Raw genomic sequence first — 17,921 nt, 5'->3', positions numbered from 1 at the left:
TGGGCCGCACGGCAGCGGGCGGGAAAGGGGCCGGCTCTGCGGGGCCCTCTTTTGAACGCGTTCAACTCCAGGCGTACGCTACGGCCATGAGCGACAGAGCCGCCCTGCTGAAGGGCATCCGTGTCTGGCTGGCCTTCTTCGTCGTCTGCCTGGTGCTCAGCGGCGCCACGGCCTTCCCCCTCGTCCATGAACTGCGCTGGACCGAGGACCTGTTGCGCGCCCTGTCCGTGCCGGAGCACCTGCCCGGCCTCATGGACTGGATCGAGCGCGTCCGGCACGGGCTCGACACCGCCGACGCCGACCACCCCTTCCTCCTCTACGGCACGGACTGGCTGGCCTTCGCCCACCTCGTCATCGCGGTCGCCTTCTACGGCCCGTACCGCGACCCCGTCCGCAACGTCTGGGTCGTCGAGTTCGGGATGATCGCCTGCGCCGGCATCATTCCGCTCGCCCTGATCTGCGGCCCGATCCGCGGCATCCCCTTCTGGTGGACGGTGATCGACATGTCCTTCGGCGTCTTCGGGGTGATCCCGCTGTACGCCGTACGGAAGAGGATCAAGCGGCTGGAGGCGCTGACCGGATCGCCGGCGCCCCAGGCCGCTGCCGCCGCCGTCAGCGGTTGAACGCCGGGAACGCGAAACGCTGGGCGATGGCCAGGCCGTCGCCCTTCGCGTCGGTGGAGTTGACCGAGTAGACCACCGTCCGGGACAGGTCGGGGGTGGCCGCGACCACGGTGTGATAGCCGGGGCGGGCGCCGGTCTTGCCCCAGATCACCTTGCCGCCCAGCTCGTAGCGCTCCAGCGCGGCACCCATGGTGGCCCCCTCGATGTCCGGGACCGTGAACATCTCCTTCAGCTGCGGCTCGGGTACCACCTGCCCCCGGAAAAGGGCGAAGACCAGCCGCTCCAGGTCGGCCGTCGTCGAGATCATGTCGCCGGCCGCGAACCGGTCGGACATGTTCCACTCGGTCACGTCGACCAGCTTGCCGTCGATCCAGTCGTAGCCGCGGTTGTGCGGCCCGTGGATCCGGGGGTCCGGGCCGGCCGGGAACGAGGTGTGCCGCATGCCGAGCGGGCGGAAGATCCGTACGGCCGCCTGGTGCGCGTAGGAGTCGCCGGTGACCTTCTCGACCAGCATGCCGAGCACGGTGTAGTGGATGTTGCCGTACCGCTGGTGCTCGCCGGGTGCGTGGTCCGGGTCCGGGCCGTTGGCGACCGATGCGGCCACCACCTCCTCGGGGGGCAGCGTCTCGAAGCGGTGCGGATAGCCGTCGTCGACGTCCTCGCCGAGGGACGCCCCGGGCTGCAGCCCGCTGGTGAAGTTCAGCAACTGCCGTACGGTGATGGGCGCGAAGTCCTTCGTGAGCAGGCCCGGCAGGTACTGCTGCACCGTGCCGTCCAGCGAGATCCGCCCCTCGGCGGCGAGTTGCAGCACCATCGCCGCGGTCACGATCTTCGTCGTCGAACCGGCCCGGAAGCGGGCGTTCTCCAGTGCCGGCGCCCCGCTTCTCATGTCCCGCACCCCGGCCACCCCGTGCCAGCTCCCCTTGCCGCCGACGCGGATCAGCGCGGCCGTCGCGTCCTTGTCGGGCAGCCCGGCAAGCGCGGCGCACAGGGCCTTGACGTCGGGGCCGTCCGGGGTGGCGGCCTCGATCGCCTCCGCGGAGCACGACGATGCGGCCGACGAAGAGGGCGACGCGGACGACGACGCAGACGACGACGCGGGTCGCGCGGACGCCGTCCCGGCCAGCGGCAGCGCGGTCAGGGTCAGGGCGAGCGCGGAGGTGAGGAGGGCGGGAAGCGGGCGTACGGGCATGGGCTGCTCCTGAGGTCGACGGGGTGTGCGGTGAAGGTGCGTGATCATCGTCCGGCGACAGGGGTCCGGCCGGATCGTCGCTGAGGAGGGGCCCGCACCCTGAAGAGGCCCGGAGCAAGTGCCGCACAGAACAGGGGAGTTGTCGGGGATCGCCCTTACGGGCCCCGCCCGCCGAAAAAGTGTTATCGCCGCCCCCTTCACCGCGTCTCCACTCGCGTCCCTCCGTCCCCCACACCCGGGAGCGCCCCCATGCCTCGCCCGCACCGGAAGCGGAATGTGATCTCCGACATAGCCGACAGTGCAGGTCAGGCTGAGAAGGTGCGTACGGGCAGCAAGTGACCCTGGAGAGGACGTACGTGGACGAGGCAGCCGGCCGGCAGTGGCACCCCACCATCGCGGCGGCGCAGGCCGGTGACCGGCAGGCGCTGGACGAGCTGGTCGAGGGCTGGCTGCCGCTGGTCTACAACGTGGTCGGGCGCGCCCTGAACGGTCATGCCGATGTCGACGACGTCGTCCAGGAGACGATGCTGCGCGCCGTCGACCAGCTCGGCTCGCTGCGGGACCCGGACAGCTTCCGCTCCTGGCTCGTCGCCATCGCCATGCGGCAGATACGCGACCGGGCCCGCCGCAGACAGCCCGTCCACCTCGACGAATCGGCCGCGCACGAGGCCGCCGACTTCGCCGAACTCACCGTGTTGCGGCTCCAGTTGGCGGGGCAGCGGCGCGAGGTCGCGGAGGCGGTGCGCTGGCTGGACGACGAGGACCGGCAGCTGCTGTCGCTGTGGTGGCTGGAGGTCGCGGGCGAGCTGACCCGGCGCGAACTGGCCGCCGCCGCCGGGATCAGCAGGCAGCACGCTGCCGTCCGCGTCCAACGGGTCAAGGAGCGACTCGAAACCGCGCGCGGCATCGTCCGGGCCCTCGACGGCGCCTGCCCCGAGCTGCGCGATCGGACCGCCCGCTGGAACGGCCGCCCCGACTCGGTCTGGCGCAAGCGGCTGGCCCGGCACATCAGGGGCTGCGGCTACTGCGGCGACACCCGCGAGGCCGTCGTACCGGCGGAACGCCTCCTCGTCGGCATCGCGCTCGTCCCGATCCCCGTCGGCTTCACCCTCTCGCTGGCCTTCGGCGGCAAGACGGCGGTCGCGGCCACGGCCACGGCGACCTCCGTCGGCTGGTCCGCGAAGGTGATGGCCGCGATCACCCAGCCCGCCGTGGCGGTCACGGCCGGCGCGACGTTCGTGGCGGGCGGCGCCTACGTCGTCACCCAGACCCCGGACACCCCGCCACGCGCGGCCGCCCCCACGGCGGCGAGCACGGCCCGCCCGCCGTCGCCCACACCGACCGTGTCCCCGTCTGCCACGCCCTCACCATCACCGTCACCCTCACCGTCGCCGTCTCGGACACCCAAGACCGAGCTGTACGGCACGGTCGTCGACGCCGTCGACCGGGCCCCCGATCCGAACACCAAGCCCGCAGCCCTGCCGCGCCGCCCCGAGGCCGGCATCACCAGCACGGGCGGTGCGTTCGCCGTGATGAACCACCGCGGCGACAGCGTCACCCTCACCGGGCAGGGATATGTCCGCGTCCGCTGGCAGATCGCGCCGCAGTACCGGGCGGGCGGCCTCGTCATGCCGACCTGGACCGGCCTGAAGGGCAAGCTCTTCCACGTGGCCTCGGGCGGCGGCCGCCGCATGGACGACCGCGTCAGCAGCACCGACAGCTCCGCCACCGGCATGGGCAGCACGACCACCGGGTACACCGTCCTGCCGCCCGGCGCCCAGCAGATGTGGCAGAACGAGTACTTCTACCTGGATGGCAGCGTCGCCCTCACCGTCAACGAGAGCGGCGCCGACTACAACCTCAGCGTCTTCCCCTCCAGCTGGGACGCCGCGAACAAGGACATCAACCAGGGACCGCCCGACGGCGCGATCCGCTACGGCCTGGTCCGCGACACCGGCAAGGACGACACCCCCGTCCCGCAGTACCTCACGCGCACGACCCCCGCGGACGCGGCGACCGTGCCTCAGGAGTCCCGGGTGCGGCGCTCCTGAGGTCCGCCCTCACTCCGTCGCCGTGCGCAGACCCAGCAGGACGTCGAGGCGGTTCGTCGTGATCGAGTCGACGCCGGCGTCCAGGAGACGGCGCATGGAGCGGCGGGTGTCCGGGGTCCAGACGGAGAGCAGATAGCCGTCGCGATGGACGCGCTCGGCGAGGGCGTGATCGACCAGGCCGAAGCGGTAGTTGAGCCAGTGCGGGCGCACCGCGGCCAGCAGCGCGGGGCGCGGCGGCGCCAGCGTCGTCCAGGTCAGGGCGATCTCGGCGGCCGGGTCGGCGGCGCGTACGGCGAGCATGGCGGGGGCGCCCGCGCAGTAGTACACGCGGTCCTGGGCCCCGCACTCCCGCACGACGTCCACGATCCGGCGCGCCACCCGCACATCGGGGGTGCCCGGCAGATCGAGCATGACCCGGCTCCCGTCGCACACCGCCAGCGCCTCCTGGAGCGTCGGCACCCCGCCCGCCGTGAGCCCCCGCACCTCGGCCGCCGACAGCGCGAGCAGCGGACGGTCCTGCTCCCACAGCCGCTTCAGCGTGTCGTCGTGCAGCAGCACCGGCACGCCGTCCCTGGTGAGCCGTACGTCGATCTCCACCGCGTCCGCGCCGAGTTCGAGTGCGGAGCGCAGCGAGTCGAGGGTGTTCTCGCGGACACGGTAGGGGTCGCCGCGGTGGGCGACGGCGGTCACGTTCTGCATGAGGACATTCTGGGGGTGCGGTGGCGGGGCGGGGTGCTCCGGGCGCGCGGGTTGCGCGAGCTGAACAAGGCGCGCGGGGTGCGTGGGGTGCCTCGGTTGCTCAGGGGGCGAGCCACCCGGCGGTGTAGGTGTCGATCTCCTCCGCGATCCGGGCCTTGCCGGGCTCGTCGAGGAAGGACGCGGTGACGGCGTTCTTGGCGAGGTCGGCCAGACCGCGTTCGTCGAGGTCGAGGAGGCGGGCTGCGACCGCGTACTCGTTGTTGAGGTCGGTGCCGAACATCGGCGGGTCGTCGGAGTTGACGGTGACGACGACCCCGGCCTTCGCGAACTCCTTGATCGGGTGCTCGTCGATCGTGCGGACCGCGCGCGTGGCGATGTTGGAGGTCGGGCACACCTCCAGCGCGATCCGGTGCTCGGCGAGGTGCGCGAGCAGCTTCGGGTCCTGCGCCGAACTGGTGCCGTGCCCGATGCGCTCGGCGCGCAGATGAGTGAGGGCGTCCCAGACCGTCTCCGGGCCGGTGGTCTCACCGGCGTGCGGCACGGAGTGCAGCCCGGCTGCGATGGCCCGGTCGAAGTACGGCTTGAACTGCGGCCTCGGTACACCGATCTCGGGACCGCCGAGTCCGAAGGAGACCAGGCCCTCCGGGCGCAGCCGGTCGTCGGTGGCGAGCCGCGCGGTCTCCTCGGCGGACTCCAGACCGGCCTCGCCGGGGATGTCGAAGCACCAGCGCAGCACGGTCCCGAACTCGGCCTCGGCCGCCTTGCGGGCGTCCTCGATCGCCGCCATGAAGGCCTGCTCGTCGATGCCGCGGCGGGTGGAGGAGAACGGGGTGATGGTCAGCTCGGCGTAGCGCACCTGCTGTCGGGCCAGGTCGCGGGCCACCTCGAAGGTCAGCAGCCGTACGTCCTCCGGGGTGCGGATCAGGTCCACGACGGACAGGTACACGTCGATGAAGTGCGCGAAGTCCGTGAACGTGAAGTAGTCCACCAGTGCCTCCGGGTCCGTCGGGACCTTGGAGTCGGGGTGGCGGGCGGCGAGTTCCGCGACGATGCGGGGGGAGGCGGAGCCGACGTGGTGGACGTGCAGTTCGGCCTTCGGTAGTCCGGCGATGAAGGCGTGCAGATCGCGCGGGGCGCGGGCGTCGACGAGACGGTCGGTCAAGGTTCCTCCCCAGGAACGGCGTCCCCGCCGGTGTGCGTGGCGGCGGGGCGCGGGTGATCGGCTGATCGGTGACTCGGGGATCATCGTAGGCCGGGCCCGCTCCGCCGGAGCCGGGGCCCTAGCATGACGACACGTACGACAGAGGGGGGCCTGCGCATGTCCGAGGACGCGCAGCCGAGGGTGTCGTTCGACAAGAACGACGGCAGGAACGACGGCAGGAACGACGACAAGAACGACGACAAGAACGACGACAAGAACGACGACAAGAACGGCAATACGCACGACGGCAGGACCGGCGACGGGGCGTCCGTCGGACCCTCCACTTCCGAGGGCCCCGGACAGACCCTCGCCGCACAGCAGCCGCCGGCCTGGCCCGCCCCGTCCGTGCACGACCAGCGGACGGTCACGTCGATGCCTTCGACGGGGTCTTCCGCGGGGTCTCCGACAGGGGGTCCCCTGGACGCGCCGCCGGTGTCGCCCTGGACGAACCCCTCGGGCGGGCCGGGCACCGCCACGCCGCCGCACGGCTCGACGGCCGACCCCTTCGCTCCACCCGCTCCCACGCCTCCCGTACGGCATGGCTCGACGGCCGACCCCTTCGCTCCACCCGCTCCCACGCCTCCCGTACGGCATGGCTCGACGGCCGACCCCTTCGCCCCGCCCGCTCCCACGCCTCCCGCACCGCACGGCTCACACGCCCATCCCTTCACACCCCCGGCCGTGCCCGGCGGCCCCTACGCCGTGCCCGGTGAGCCCGTGCCTCCGCCACCCATCGCGCCCGACGGGCCGGGGCAGCTCCCGTACGGCTATCCCGTGGGCCACGGCTACCCTCCGGGCCCGGGGCCGGGCGCGGCGGGCTACTACGGCTGGCCCGGTGGGCATGCCATGCCGAGCAACGGGTTGGGTACGGCGGGGCTGGTGCTCGGGATCATCTCCGCCGCGATCTTCTGCCTGTGGCCGGTGGCCATCATCCTGGGTGTGCTGGCGTTGATCTTCGGCACGATCGGCCGCGGCAAGGCGCGGCGCGGCGAGGCGACGAACGGGGGGCAGGCCCTCGCCGGGATCATCTGCGGTGCGGCGGGACTGGTCCTCGGGCTGGGCATGCTGGCGCTCGTGATCGCGACGGCGTAGGCGGCGCCGGGAAGGGCTCGGCTCCACGGCTCCGGTCGGCCTGCTCCAGCCCGTCCGGCGTTTGAGGATCAGGCCCCTTCAGGGCCGAAGCGGGGTCTGGGGGCGCAGCCCCCAGCGGGGGTCCGGGGCAGCGCTCCGGGATGGGACGGGTAAGGGCGGCGGGGGCGAGGAACCGCCTACCCCCGCAGCTGCTCCCGAGCCTCCATCAGCGCGAACCCCAACAAGTTGGGCCCCTGCCACCGCTCCGGATCCTCCGCCCCGTCATCCCCCGCAGCCAGCCCGATCCCCCACACCCGGTCCACCGGACTCGCCTCCACGAGCACCCGGTCCCCGGTCCCCACCAGTAACCCCCGCAGATCCGCATGCGCGGCGAACTTGTGGACCGAGCCCTCGACCACGATCCGGAACCGCTCCCGCTGCCAAACCCCCTCGTCGAACCCCCGCACCAACCGCCCCGCCTTCTTCGCCCCCGCCGGATGCCCGGCCTCCAGCACCCCGCGCTCCGCCTCCACGTCCCCGAACAGCCGGGCCTTCCCGGCCATCATCCAGTGCTCGGCGGTCGCGTACTCCACCCCGTCCACCGTGAACGGCGACGGCCACCACTGGCTCAGACAGCTCGTGCCGACCCGCCCGTCGGGCAGCGGCTGGTGACCCCAGAAGTGCAGATACTTGACTCTCGCCCCCGCACGGACCTCCCTGACCAGGACATCCAAAGAATCGATCTTCGCCATGCCCCCGAGCATGGCACGCACCACCGACAATCCGTCCCGCGTTTATCCGGCCGACTCGACACCTGGTCGACAGATTCCGTCGCGTAACCAAAAGGCAACAACGGAATCACTTGTTGGAGTCCTCCTGCTCTGTCAGGATCGGCACTCAAATCGAGCCTGAGCCACGCTGGCCCCCTCGCGGGACACGGAGGAGAGCGACATGCAGAACCCGGGCACCTCCACCCCGGAAAGCGCCACCTCGGAACGATTCCCGGCCCAGGACCGCTTCGCGGACGGCGCGCAGTACATCGCGGGCCGCCTCGTGAAGGGGACCTCGGGACGTACCCACGCCGTGGTCGACCCCGCCACCGGTGAGGAGGTGTACACCTACGACCTGGCCGGCCCGGATGACGTCGACGCGGCCGTCGCCGCCGCACGCGAGGCGTTCCCCGCCTGGTCCGCCGCCACCCCGGGCGAGCGCTCCGACGCGCTGCACCGATTCGCCGCCGTCCTCGCCGACCGCGCCGAGGACTTCGCCCGCGCCGAGTCCCTGCAGTGCGGCAAGCCGCTGAAGCTGACCCGCGAGTTCGACGTCCCGGGCACCGTGGACAACATCGCCTTCTTCGCCGGCGCCGCCCGCCATCTCCAGGGCCAGTCCGCCGGTGAGTACTCCGGCGACCACACCTCCTACGTCCGCCGCGAACCCATCGGCGTCGTCGGCTCCATCGCCCCCTGGAACTACCCCCTCCAGATGGCCGCCTGGAAGATCCTCCCGGCGATCGCCGCGGGCAACACCATCGTGCTCAAGCCCGCCGAGCTCACCCCCCTCACCTCGCTCCTCTTCGCTCAGGCCGCGACCGACGCCGGGATCCCGGACGGTGTCATCAACATCGTCACCGGGACCGGGAAGGAGGCCGGAGAGCATCTCGTCGGCCATCCCGACGTGGCCATGACCTCCTTCACCGGCTCCACGGCCGTGGGCAGGCGCGTCGCCGAGATCGCCACCGCCACCGTCAAGCGGATCCATCTGGAGCTGGGCGGCAAGGCCCCCTTCGTCGTCTTCGACGACGCCGATCTCGAAGCCGCCGCCAACGGAGCCGTCGCGGGCGCGCTGATCAACACCGGGCAGGACTGCACGGCCGCCACGCGCGCGTACGTGCAGCGACCGCTCTACGAAGCCTTCGTGGAGCGGACCGCCGCCCTCATGGACAGCGTCCGGCTGGGCGACCCCTTCGCCCCGGGGACCGACCTGGGCCCGCTGATCTCCCATGTGCAGCGCGACCGGGTCGCCGGGTTCGTCGAGCGTGCGCGTGCCTACGCGCGCGTGGTGGCCGGCGGCGACGCTCCCCAGGGGGAGCTGAAGAACGGCGCCTACTATCGCCCCACCCTGGTCGCGGACGCCGCCCAGGACAGCGAGATCGTCCAGTCGGAGATCTTCGGACCGGTCCTGGTCGTGCTGCCCTTCGACAGCGACGACGAGGGGATCCGGCTGGCCAACGACACCCCGTACGGGCTCGCCGCCTCCGCCTGGAGCCGCGACGTCTACCGGGCGAACCGCGCCACCCGCGAGATCAAGGCGGGCTGTGTGTGGGTGAACGATCACATCCCGATCATCAGCGAGATGCCGCACGGCGGCTACAAGGCCTCCGGCTTCGGCAAGGACATGTCGGCGTACTCCTTCGAGGAATACACCCAGATCAAGCACGTCATGTTCGACAACACCGCGGTCGCCAGGAAGGACTGGCACCGCACCGTCTTCGGGGACCGCTAGCCGGATCAGTAACCGGATCAGAAAGGGGCGGCCGACGCCCGACCAGCGACCGGCCTCCCCTCCCTCCCGATCTCCCGAAAGGGCACCAAGCGCATGGAGCAGTACGAGCCCGACCGTCTTTCCCCGGCCCAAGTGGCCGCCATGCGGCGCAGCCTCCGTAACGGCCGGGCCGCCATGACCCGCCGTTCCCTGCTGCGCGCCTCCACCGGCGGCGCGCTCGCGCTGGGCGGACTGGGGACGCTCAGCGCCTGCGGGATTCCCGCGGCCGGCAAGACCGAGGGCGGCACGTCCGCCGAGGACCACTCGGCGAAGGAGAAGCAGGTCAGCTTCTCCAACTGGACCGAGTACATGGACGTCGACGACAGCGCCAAGCATCATCCGACGCTGGAGCAGTTCACCAGGCGGACCGGCATCAAGGTCAAGTACACCGAGGACATCAACGACAACAACGAGTTCTTCGGGAAGATCAAGCCGCAGCTGGCGGCCGGTCAGGACACCGGCCGGGACATCATCGTCCTCACCGACTGGCTCGCGGGGCGGCTCATCCGCCTGGGCTGGGTCCAGAAACTCGACCCGTCCAACCTGCCGCACGCCTTCGCCAACCTGTCCCAGCAGTTCCGCAGCCCCGACTGGGACCCGGGACGGGCGTACTCCTACCCCTGGCAGGGCATCTCGACGGTCATCGCCTACAACAAGAAGGCGCTCGACGGCGTCGAGGTGAAGACGGTCTCCGACCTGCTCGACAACCCCAAGCTCAAGGGCCGCGTCGGCTTCCTCACCGAGATGCGCGACACGATCGGGATGACCCTGCTCGACATGGGCAAGGACCCGGCGAAGTTCACGGACGACGACTACGACGCCGCGGTCGCCCGCCTGCAGAAGGCCGTCGACAAGAAGCAGATCCGCCGCTTCACCGGCAACGACTACACCTCCGACCTCACCAGCGGAGACTTCGCGGCCTGTCTCGCCTGGGCCGGTGACGTCGTACAGCTGAAGGCCGACAGCCCGGACATCGACTTCCTGATCCCGGACAGCGGCTACATGACGTCCAGCGACAACCTGCTGATCCCCAACAAGGCCCGTCACAAGACGAACGCCGAGCGGCTCATCGACTACTACTACGAGCCGAAGGCCGCCGCCGAGCTCGCCGCCTACATCAACTACGTCTGTCCCGTGGACGGCGTGAAGGAAGAGCTCGCGAAGATCGACGAGGACGCGGCGAACAACCCGCTGATCCTCCCCGACAAGGCCATGCAGGCCCAGTCCCACGCCTTCCGCTCACTGAGCTCGAAGGAAGAGACGGCCTACGAAGAGAAGTTCGCGAAGCTCACAGGGGCGTGACCACACCATGACGAACGACACCAGCGGCGACGTCCGCCTCTCCGGCATCAGCAAGACCTACGGCTCCTTCACCGCCGTCCACCCGCTCGACCTGACCGTGCCCCAGGGCTCCTTCTTCGCCCTGCTCGGCGCCTCCGGCTGCGGCAAGACCACCACCCTGCGCATGATCGCCGGCCTGGAGGAGCCCAGCGGCGGCACCGTCCACCTCGGCGCGCAGGACGTGACCGCGCTCCCGCCGTACAAGCGGCCGGTGAACACGGTCTTCCAGTCGTACGCCCTTTTCCCGCACCTCGACATATTTGAGAACGTCGCCTTCGGCCTGCGCCGGCGCGGCATCAAGTCGGTGAAGAAGCAGGTCGAGGAGATGCTCGACCTCGTGCAGCTCGGCGAGCAGGCGCGCAAGAAGCCGCACCAGCTCTCGGGCGGCCAGCAGCAGCGCGTCGCCGTCGCCAGAGCGCTGATCAACCACCCCAAGGTGCTCCTGCTCGACGAGCCCCTCGGCGCCCTCGACCTGAAGCTGCGCCGCCAGATGCAGCTGGAGCTCAAGCGCATCCAGACCGAGGTCGGCATCACCTTCGTCCATGTCACGCACGACCAGGAGGAGGCCATGACCATGGCCGACACGGTCGCGGTGATGAACGCGGGCCGAGTCGAGCAGCTCGGTTCGCCGACCGATCTGTACGAGAACCCGAACACGACCTTCGTCGCCAACTTCCTCGGCACCTCGAACTTCATCGAGGCCGAGGTCGACACGAAGAACGGCGACGACATCGTGCTGAAGGCGGGCGGCGGCAAGCTCGTGCTCCCCGAGGCGCGATGTTCCGCCCCCACGACGACCGGCGGCAAGGTCCTGGTCGGCGTACGCCCCGAGAAGATCTCCCTCACGCACGCGGACGAGGCCGGCGAGATACCCGAGGGCCGCAACCGGATCACCGGCAGGATCGCGGACTCCTCGTTCATCGGCGTCTCCACGCAGTACGTCGTCGACAGCCCCGTCTGCCCCGAGTTCGAGGTCTACGCCCAGAACATCGACCGCGACGCCCGGCTCGTGCCCGGCGCCGAGGTCGTCCTGCACTGGAACCCGGCGCACACCTTCGGCCTCGACGCCGCCCAGGACATCGACGCGGGCATCCAGGAAGAGGCGGCGGTCTGATGGCGACTCTGACCGAGGCGCCACCGCCTCTCTCCCCGACGGCTCCCGAGAAGAAGCCCCCGCGCAAACGCGGCCGCCTCGTCCCGTACTGGCTCCTGCTCCCCGGCATCCTCTGGCTGCTGGTCTTCTTCGCGCTGCCGATGATCTACCAGGCCTCCACGTCCGTGCAGACGGGCTCCCTGGAGGAGGGCTACAAGGTCGCCTGGCACTTCGCGACCTACTGGGACGCCCTGGCCGAGTACTACCCGCAGTTCCTGCGCTCGGTGCTCTACGCCGGCTCGGCGACCATCCTGTGCCTGATCCTCGGCTACCCGCTCGCGTACCTGATCGCCTTCCGCGCGGGACGCTGGAAGAACCTGATCATGATCCTGGTGATCGCGCCGTTCTTCACCAGCTTCCTGATCCGCACCCTCGCCTGGAAGACGATCCTCGCGGACGGCGGCCCGGTCGTCGGCGCCCTCAACACGCTGCACGTCCTGGACGTCACCAGCTGGCTCGGCATGACCCAGGGCGACCGAGTGCTGGCCACGCCGCTCGCCGTGGTCTGCGGTCTGACGTACAACTTCCTGCCGTTCATGGTCCTGCCGCTCTACACCTCGCTGGAACGCATCGACCCACGGCTGCACGAGGCGGCGAACGACCTGTACGCCAAGCCGGTCACCACCTTCCGGAAGGTCACCTTCCCGCTGTCGATGCCGGGCGTCGTCTCCGGCACGCTGCTGACCTTCATCCCGGCGGCCGGTGACTACGTCAACGCGGACCTGCTGGGCTCCACCGACACCCGCATGGTCGGAAACGTCATCCAGACGCAGTTCCTGCGGATCCTGGACTATCCGACCGCCGCGGCTCTCTCCTTCATTCTCATGGCCGCCATCCTCGTCATGGTGACGCTCTATATCCGCAGGTCGGGAACGGAGGATCTGGTTTAAATGACCTTCGTCAACTGGCTCAAGCGCAATCTCGTCGTCATCGCGGGACTGCTGACGCTCGCTTATCTCCTGCTGCCCAACGCCGTCGTGACGATCTTCTCCTTCAACAAACCGAAGGGGCGTTTCAACTACGAATGGCAGGAGTTCTCCACGGCCGCCTGGCAGGACCCGTGCGGAGTCTCCGACCTGTGCGGCTCGCTGTCGGTCAGCCTCCAGATCGCGTTCTGGGCGACCCTCGGCGCCACGCTCCTCGGCACGATGATCGCGTTCGCGCTGGTCCGCTACCGCTTCCGCGCCCGCGGCGCCGTGAACTCGCTGATCTTCCTGCCGATGGCGATGCCCGAGGTCGTCATGGCCGCCTCGCTGCTCACCCTGTTCCTCAACATGGGAGCCCAGCTCGGCTTCTGGACGATCCTGATCGCCCACATCATGTTCTGCCTGAGCTTCGTCGTGACGGCGGTCAAGGCACGGGTGATGTCGATGGACCCGAGGCTGGAGCAGGCCGCTCAGGACCTGTACGCCGGCCCGTTCCAGACGTTCGTCCGGGTCACCCTGCCGATCGCCGCCCCCGGAATCGCTGCGGGCGCGCTGCTCGCCTTCGCGCTTTCCTTCGACGATTTCATCATCACCAATTTCAACGCGGGCTCCACCGTCACCTTCCCGATGTTCGTCTGGGGCTCGGCCCAGCGCGGAACGCCCGTTCAGATCAATGTCATCGGTACGGCCATGTTCATCGTCGCCGTACTGTTCGTCCTGGCCTCCATGGTCATCAGTAATCGCCGCACCAAGCAAAAGGCATAAGCCAAGGGGAAATCCCCTGTAGGGAGTTGAAATCATGGCCCCAAGCGCCATGAGCCGTGGCAACAACTGGACGCGATCCCTCTCCGAAGCCCAGCCGGTCCCGTACTGGCTGGAAGACCCCGGCAAGCCCCACCCCGAGCCCGCTCTCACCACCGCCGAGACCTGTGACCTTCTCGTCGTCGGCGGCGGCTACAGCGGACTGTGGACCGCGCTCATCGCCAAGGAGCGCGATCCGCAGCGGGACGTGGTCCTGCTCGAAGGCCGCGAGGTGGGCTGGGCCGCCTCGGGCCGCAACGGCGGCTTCTGCGCCGCCTCCCTCACCCACGGTCTGCCCAACGGGCTCGCCCGCTGGCCGGACGAGATCCACAAGCTGGAGGAGCTGGGCGCCCGCAACCTCGACGAGATCGAGAAGGCGGTCGCCCGCTACTCCCTAGACTGCGACTTCGAGCGCACCGGCGAGATCGACGTCGCCACCGAGACCTACCAGGCGTGGGAACTGCGCGACTGGTACGAGGAACTGCGGGACAAGGGCCTCGCCGAGGGCATCGAGTTCCTGGACGCCGAGGCGGTGCGGGCACAGGTCGACTCACCGACATTCCAGGCCGGCCTCTACGACCGCCGGGGCGTGGCCATGCTCCACCCGGCCAAGCTGGCCTGGGGCCTGAAGCGGGCCTGTCTGGAACTCGGCGTCCGCATCCACGAGCACACCCCCGCCCTCACCCTGAAGCCGTACGGCGCCGGCATGGCGGTGCGCACCCCGTACGGCTCGGTCCGCGCCCGCAAGGTCGCCCTCGGCACCAACATCTTCCCGAACCTGGTCAAGCGAGTACGGTCGTACACCGTCCCGGTCTACGACTACGCCCTGATGACCGAGCCGCTCAGCGCGGAGCAGCTGGCCGCGATCGGCTGGAAGAACCGCCAGGGCCTCGGCGACTCGGCGAACCAGTTCCACTACTTCCGCCTCTCCGCCGACAACCGCATCCTCTGGGGCGGCTACGACGCCGTCTACCAGTACGGCGGCCGGGTGCGCGCCGAGTACGACGACCGCCCGGAGACGTACGCCAAGCTCGCCGGGCACTTCTTCACCTGCTTCCCGCAGCTGGAGGGCATCCGCTTCACGCACGCGTGGGGCGGCGCCATCGACACCTGCTCGCGCTTCTCGGCGTTCTTCGGTACGGCCCACCAGGGCAAGGTGGCGTACGCGGCGGGCTTCACGGGACTCGGCGTCGGCGCGACCCGGTTCGGCGCGGACGTGATGCTGGATCTGCTGGCGGGGGAGAGCACGGAGCGGACGCGGCTGGAGATGGTCCGCAGGAAGCCGTTGCCCTTCCCGCCCGAGCCCTTCGCCTGGACCGGTATCGCGCTCACCAAGTGGTCGCTGGCCCGCGCCGACGCGCACGGCGGGCGGCGGAACCTGTGGCTGAGGGCGATGGACCGACTGGGCCTCGGCTTCGACAGCTGAACGCCACTCAGTTGAGAGTGACTCAGATCACTTCAAACTGGCGGGGAAAACCCGCGTAATGCCTGCCGGTGACCTCCCTCTCTCCCGTGACGCGACCAGCGTCCACGACAGAGAGGGAGGTCACCGTCATGACAGGGTCGACGACGGCGGTCGAGTGGCTGGCATCCGTTGCTCCGAATCCCGAGGCCTGCCGCTGGGAGTGGGAGCGCAACCCCCTCGGGGTCACGCTGCTCCCGGCCGGCAAGGCCTGGGACGTACTCATCCTGCCGGGCGAGCTCGGCTATCCGACCCTCGACGTCCTCACCCGCATCCTCGATCAACTCGGCCCGGTCCTGGTCGACTTCGGAGACTCCCGCATGGGCTTCTTCGTGCCGCCAGGCACGGCCGCCCGCTGGCTCGGCACCGGCATCCGTACGGCCGGGGCCGGCACCTGGATCGTCGTCCCGTACCCGGGGCGCGCCACCGGCGGCGTCCGCTGGCTCGTCCCGCCGGACGGCAGCGGCACCCTCACCGACCCGGCCCTTCTCGAACTGGCCATGCACGAGGCGGCGGCGGGCCTGGCGGCGGAGGGGGATCGTTAGTCGCGATCACGCTTGAGCTGCGAGAACTCTTGACAAGGCGGATTGGTCTGGACCAAGTTGTGGGGCGGTGCCACGGCTCCACCCTCCAATTCCCCCATGCCTGGAGGCACTTGTGGATCGCTTCAGACCTCTCGCCCTCCTCACGGCCGCGGCCCTGACCCTGCCCGGCCTCACCGCACTCTCGTCGGCCGCCCGTGCGGCCGACGCGGAACTCGCCCGCAACGGCGGCTTCGAGTCCGGTCTCGACGGCTGGACCTGCACGGCCGGAACGACCGTCAACTCGCCTGTGCGCAGCGGAAGTTCCGCGCTGCAGGCGACCCCGGCCGGCAGCGACAACGCCCGGTGCGCGCAGACGGTGACCGTGAAACCGGACTCCCAGTACACGCTGTCCGGTTACGTCCGCGGCGCCTACGTCTACCTCGGCGCGAGCGACACCGGCACCACCGACGTCTCCACCTGGACCCAGTCGGCCCCCACCTGGCAGCAGCTCACGACGACCTTCCGCACCGGCCCCGCCACCACCCGCGTCACCATCCACACCCACGGCTGGTACGGCACGGGCGCCTACCACGCCGACGACATCTCGCTCGTCGGACCCGGCGTCGACACGGGCCGGCCGCCCGCCGCACCGACCGACCTCAAGACGGGCACGGTCACCTCGTCCAGCGTCGCCCTGTCCTGGTCACCGGTCCCCGGCGCGACGGGCTACGCCGTCTACCGCGACGGCGTCAAAGTCCAGACGGCGACCGGCACTTCGGCGACGATCGGCGGCCTGTCGCCCTCCACCGCGTACAGCTTCCAGGTCGCCGCGGTGAACGACGCGGGCGAGTCCGCGAAGTCGGCCACGGTGACGGCCACGACCACCGCCCGGCCGGGCGGCGGGGGCACGGAGCTCCCGCCCCACGCCCTGGTCGGCTACCTCCACGCGAGCTTCGCCAACGGCTCCGGCTACACCCGCATGGCCGACGTCCCCGACAGCTGGGACGTCATCGACCTGGCCTTCGGCGAACCCACCTCGGTCACCTCAGGCGACATCCGCTTCAACCGCTGCCCGGCCACCGAGTGCCCGAACGTCGAGAGCGACGCCGACTTCAAGGCCGCCGTCAAGGCCAAGCAGGCGGCCGGCAAGAAGGTGCTGATCTCCATCGGCGGCCAGAACGGCCAGGTCCAGCTGACGACCACAGGGGCACGGGACGCCTTCGTGACGTCGGTGTCGAAGATCATCGACGAGTACGGCCTCGACGGCCTGGACATCGACTTCGAGGGCCACTCGCTCTCCCTGAACGCCGACGACACCGACTTCAAGAACCCGAAGACCCCGGTGATCGTCAATCTGATCTCGGCCGTGAAGACCCTGAAGGCCAAGTACGGCGACGACTTCGTGCTGACGATGGCCCCGGAGACCTTCTTCGTCCAGCTCGGCTACCAGTACTACGGCACCGGCCAGTGGGGCGGCCAGGACCCGAGGGCGGGGGCGTACCTCCCGGTCATCCACGCCCTGCGCGACGACCTGACGCTTCTGCATGTCCAGGACTACAACTCGGGCCCGATCATGGGCCTCGACAACCAGTACCACTCCATGGGCGGCGCCGACTTCCACATCGCCATGACGGACATGCTGCTGACCGGCTTCCCGGTCGCCGGCAACGCGAACAACGTCTTCCCGCCACTGCGCCCCGACCAGGTGGCGATCGGCATGCCCGCCTCCACCAACGCGGGCAACGGCTACGTCCCTCCGGCCGAGGTCACCAAGACCCTCGACTGCCTGACGAAGAAGACGAACTGCGGCTCGTACGCCACCCACGGCACCTGGCCCGCGCTGCGCGGCCTGATGACGTGGTCGATCAACTGGGACCGGTACGGCGGCTGGGAGTTCCAGCGGACGTTCGACGGCTACTTCGGCTGAGGAACAGCCACAGCAGGCCGAGCAGCACCGCGCACAGGCACCAACTGGCCACGACGTCCAGTGGCCAGTGGTAGCCGCGCCGGACCAGACCGAAGCCGACGCCGAGGTTGAGGACGGCGCACATGACGAGCACCGCTCGACGGGCATACGTCGAGCTCAGCCGGGGGAGCAGCAGCAGGGTCGCGGCGCCGTAGGCGATGGCGGCCGTGGCGGTGTGACCGGACGGGTAGTAGCCGGTGGCGGGCGGTACGGCCGGGGTGCCGGGGCGGTCGGTGAGTTCCTTGAGGGGGACGATCAGGGCCGGGACCAGCGCCATGAGGACGGCGGCCGCGGTGGCCGGCAACCACCAGTGGTCTGTACCGGTGCCGGGGGGGGGGGGGGGGGGGGGGGGGGGGGGGGGGGGGGGGGT

Annotated in this window: 16 protein-coding genes; 11 read left to right on the top strand and 5 right to left on the bottom strand. The window is 70.2% G+C overall.

What is annotated here, in order from left to right; genetic code table 11:
* The first annotated feature begins 86 nt into the window (after window positions 1-86).
* Entirely contained in the window at window positions 87-623 is a 537-nt protein-coding gene (locus POF73_RS25875) for a hypothetical protein (protein ID WP_272119856.1), read from the top strand.
* Here POF73_RS25875 and POF73_RS25870 read toward each other — a convergent pair.
* Entirely contained in the window at window positions 613-1,815 is a 1,203-nt protein-coding gene (locus POF73_RS25870) for a serine hydrolase domain-containing protein (protein WP_272119854.1), read from the bottom strand. The genes POF73_RS25875 and POF73_RS25870 overlap by 11 nt on opposite strands.
* 335 nt (window positions 1,816-2,150) lie before the next feature.
* Here POF73_RS25870 and POF73_RS25865 point away from each other — a divergent pair, with 335 nt between their 5' ends.
* Window positions 2,151-3,866 (top strand): RNA polymerase sigma factor, encoded by a 1,716-nt coding sequence (locus POF73_RS25865; protein ID WP_272119852.1) that lies wholly within the window; start codon window positions 2,151-2,153, stop codon window positions 3,864-3,866.
* 9 nt (window positions 3,867-3,875) lie between these two features.
* On the opposite strand, the gene POF73_RS25860 is transcribed toward POF73_RS25865, so the two are convergent.
* Window positions 3,876-4,565 carry a glycerophosphodiester phosphodiesterase gene (locus tag POF73_RS25860; RefSeq protein ID WP_272119850.1) on the bottom strand — a complete coding sequence of 230 codons (690 nt, stop codon included), beginning with the start codon at window positions 4,563-4,565 and terminating at the stop codon, window positions 3,876-3,878.
* 100 nt (window positions 4,566-4,665) lie between these two features.
* The gene (locus tag POF73_RS25855) at window positions 4,666-5,727 is read right to left on the bottom strand and encodes an adenosine deaminase (protein WP_272119848.1); all 1,062 of its coding nucleotides are present in this window, start codon (window positions 5,725-5,727) and stop codon (window positions 4,666-4,668) included.
* Window positions 5,728-5,883: 156 nt separating this feature from the next.
* On the opposite strand from POF73_RS25855, the gene POF73_RS25850 reads away from it, so the two are divergent.
* Window positions 5,884-6,858: a DUF4190 domain-containing protein gene (locus POF73_RS25850; RefSeq protein WP_272119846.1), complete on the top strand. Its 975-nt coding sequence runs from the start codon at window positions 5,884-5,886 to the stop codon at window positions 6,856-6,858.
* A gap of 176 nt (window positions 6,859-7,034) precedes the next feature.
* Here POF73_RS25850 and POF73_RS25845 read toward each other — a convergent pair whose 3' ends face one another.
* Window positions 7,035-7,589, bottom strand: a complete 555-nt coding sequence (locus POF73_RS25845) for an NADAR family protein (protein WP_272119844.1) — start codon at window positions 7,587-7,589, stop codon at window positions 7,035-7,037.
* Window positions 7,590-7,788: 199 nt separating this feature from the next.
* On the opposite strand from POF73_RS25845, the gene POF73_RS25840 reads away from it, so the two are divergent.
* The 8 genes from POF73_RS25840 to POF73_RS25805 all read left to right on the top strand — a co-directional run bounded on the left by POF73_RS25840 (window position 7,789) and on the right by POF73_RS25805 (window position 17,512).
* Window positions 7,789-9,339: a gamma-aminobutyraldehyde dehydrogenase gene (locus tag POF73_RS25840; protein WP_272119842.1), complete on the top strand. Its 1,551-nt coding sequence runs from the start codon at window positions 7,789-7,791 to the stop codon at window positions 9,337-9,339.
* A 93-nt stretch (window positions 9,340-9,432) separates the two neighbouring features.
* Window positions 9,433-10,680 (top strand): ABC transporter substrate-binding protein, encoded by a 1,248-nt coding sequence (locus POF73_RS25835; RefSeq protein ID WP_272119840.1) that lies wholly within the window; start codon window positions 9,433-9,435, stop codon window positions 10,678-10,680.
* Between the two features lie 7 nt (window positions 10,681-10,687).
* A complete protein-coding gene (locus POF73_RS25830) occupies window positions 10,688-11,833 on the top strand; it encodes an ABC transporter ATP-binding protein (RefSeq protein ID WP_272119838.1) in 1,146 nt (381 codons plus the stop codon).
* Complete coding sequence (locus POF73_RS25825; protein WP_272119836.1) at window positions 11,833-12,762, top strand: ABC transporter permease; 930 nt, start codon at window positions 11,833-11,835, stop codon at window positions 12,760-12,762. Before POF73_RS25830 ends, POF73_RS25825 begins: the two co-directional genes overlap by 1 nt.
* A complete protein-coding gene (locus POF73_RS25820; RefSeq protein WP_272119834.1) occupies window positions 12,763-13,563 on the top strand; it encodes an ABC transporter permease in 801 nt (266 codons plus the stop codon). It abuts the gene before it with no gap.
* A gap of 34 nt (window positions 13,564-13,597) precedes the next feature.
* The gene (locus POF73_RS25815) at window positions 13,598-15,025 is read left to right on the top strand and encodes an NAD(P)/FAD-dependent oxidoreductase (protein ID WP_272119832.1); all 1,428 of its coding nucleotides are present in this window, start codon (window positions 13,598-13,600) and stop codon (window positions 15,023-15,025) included.
* Between the two features lie 128 nt (window positions 15,026-15,153).
* Entirely contained in the window at window positions 15,154-15,606 is a 453-nt protein-coding gene (locus POF73_RS25810; protein WP_272119830.1) for a hypothetical protein, read from the top strand.
* 112 nt (window positions 15,607-15,718) lie between these two features.
* Window positions 15,719-17,512: a chitinase gene (locus POF73_RS25805; protein ID WP_272119828.1), complete on the top strand. Its 1,794-nt coding sequence runs from the start codon at window positions 15,719-15,721 to the stop codon at window positions 17,510-17,512.
* On the opposite strand, the gene POF73_RS25800 is transcribed toward POF73_RS25805, so the two are convergent.
* Window positions 17,451-17,921 (bottom strand): phosphatase PAP2 family protein (locus POF73_RS25800; protein ID WP_272119826.1); only part of this gene is annotated, 471 nt, incomplete at its 5' end. The two genes, POF73_RS25805 and POF73_RS25800, sit on opposite strands and share 62 nt — an antisense overlap.

It is taken from the genome of Streptomyces sp. HD (assembly GCF_028369295.1).
Classification (GTDB): domain Bacteria; phylum Actinomycetota; class Actinomycetes; order Streptomycetales; family Streptomycetaceae; genus Streptomyces.
This window is presented reverse-complemented; position numbering and strand designations above follow the sequence as displayed.